The following is a 1,844-nucleotide window of genomic DNA, read 5'->3' on the forward strand; positions in this document are numbered from 1 at the left end:
CGCATCTCGATGGACATGCCGTCGCTGGAGAGCACCTCGACGTTGAGGCACAGCGACTGCATCTCCTTGATGAGGACCTTGAAGGACTCGGGGATGCCGGGCTCGGGAATGTTCTCGCCCTTGACGATGGCCTCGTAGACCTTCACGCGGCCGAGGACGTCGTCGGACTTGATGGTCAGCAGCTCCTGCAGGGCGTAGGCGGCGCCGTAGGCCTCCAGCGCCCACACCTCCATCTCACCGAAGCGCTGGCCGCCGAACTGGGCCTTACCGCCGAGCGGCTGCTGGGTGATCATGGAGTACGGGCCGGTCGACCGGGCGTGGATCTTGTCGTCGACCAGGTGCAGCAGCTTGAGGATGTAGATGTAGCCGACCGAGATCGGGTACGGGAACGGCTCGCCGGAGCGGCCGTCGAAGAGGCGGGCCTTGCCGCTCTCCTGGACCATCCGGTCACCGTCGCGGTTGGGGATGGTGCTGCCGAGGAGACCGACGATCTCCTCCTCGTGGGCGCCGTCGAAGACCGGGGTGGCCATGTTGGTGCGCGGCTCGACCTGGGCGAAGCCCTTGTCGCGCAGCCGCTCGGCCCAGGCCTCCTGGATGCCGGAGATGTCCCAGCCGCGTGCGGCGATCCAGCCGAGGTGGGTCTCCAGCACCTGGCCGACGTTCATCCGGCCGGGCACGCCCAGCGGGTTGAGGATGATGTCGACCGGCGTGCCGTCCTCCAGGAACGGCATGTCCTCCACCGGCAGGATCTTGGAGATGACGCCCTTGTTGCCGTGCCGGCCGGCCAGCTTGTCACCGTCGGTGATCTTACGCTTCTGCGCCACGTACACGCGCACCAGCTCGTTGACCCCCGGCGGCAGCTCGTCGCCCTCCTCACGGGAGAACACCCGAACCCCGATGACCTTGCCCTGCTCGCCGTGCGGCACCTTCAGCGAGGTGTCACGCACCTCACGCGCCTTCTCACCGAAGATCGCGCGCAGCAGCCGCTCCTCCGGCGTCAGCTCGGTCTCGCCCTTCGGGGTGACCTTGCCGACCAGGATGTCGCCGGGCACGACCTCGGCGCCGATGCGGATGATGCCCCGCTCGTCGAGGTCGGCCAGCACCTCCTCCGACACGTTGGGGATGTCGCGGGTGATCTCCTCCGGGCCCAGCTTGGTGTCGCGGGCGTCGACCTCGTGCTCCTCGATGTGGATCGAGGACAGCACGTCGTCCTGCACCAGCCGCTGGGACAGGATGATCGCGTCTTCGTAGTTGTGACCCTCCCACGGCATGAACGCCACCAGGAGGTTCTTGCCCAGCGCCATCTCACCGTTGTCGGTGCACGGGCCGTCGGCGATGACCTGGTTGACCTCGACCCGGTCGCCCTCGGCCACGATCGGCTTCTGGTTGAAGCTGGTGCCCTGGTTGGAGCGCTTGAACTTGGCGACACGGTAGGTGGTGCGGGTGCCGTCGTCGTTCATGACCGTGATGTAGTCGGCGGAGACCTCCTCGACCACACCGGCCTTCTCCGCGCTGATCACGTCACCGGCGTCGGTCGCGGCACGGTACTCCATGCCGGTGCCGACCAGCGGCGCCTCGCTCTTGAGCAGCGGCACCGACTGGCGCTGCATGTTGGAGCCCATGAGCGCGCGGTTGGCGTCGTCGTGCTCCAGGAACGGGATCATCGCGGTGGCCACCGACACCATCTGGCGCGGCGACACGTCGATGTAGTCGACCTCCTCGGCACGGGCCAGTTCGGTCTCACCGCCCTTGGTGCGGACCAGGACGCGGGCCTCGGCGAAGGAGCCGTCGGGGTTCAGCGCCGTGTTGGCCTGCGCCTTGACGTAGCGGTCCTCCTCGTCGGC

Annotated in this window: 1 protein-coding gene; it reads right to left on the reverse strand. The window is 67.7% G+C overall.

Annotation, left to right across the window (positions count from 1 at the left end):
- Window positions 1–1,844, reverse strand: a 1,844-nt coding sequence (gene rpoB / locus HT134_RS44250) for a DNA-directed RNA polymerase subunit beta (protein ID WP_175606498.1), incomplete at both ends; no start/stop codon positions are given.

The organism is Nonomuraea rhodomycinica, assembly GCF_013363995.1.
GTDB lineage: Bacteria > Actinomycetota > Actinomycetes > Streptosporangiales > Streptosporangiaceae > Nonomuraea > Nonomuraea rhodomycinica.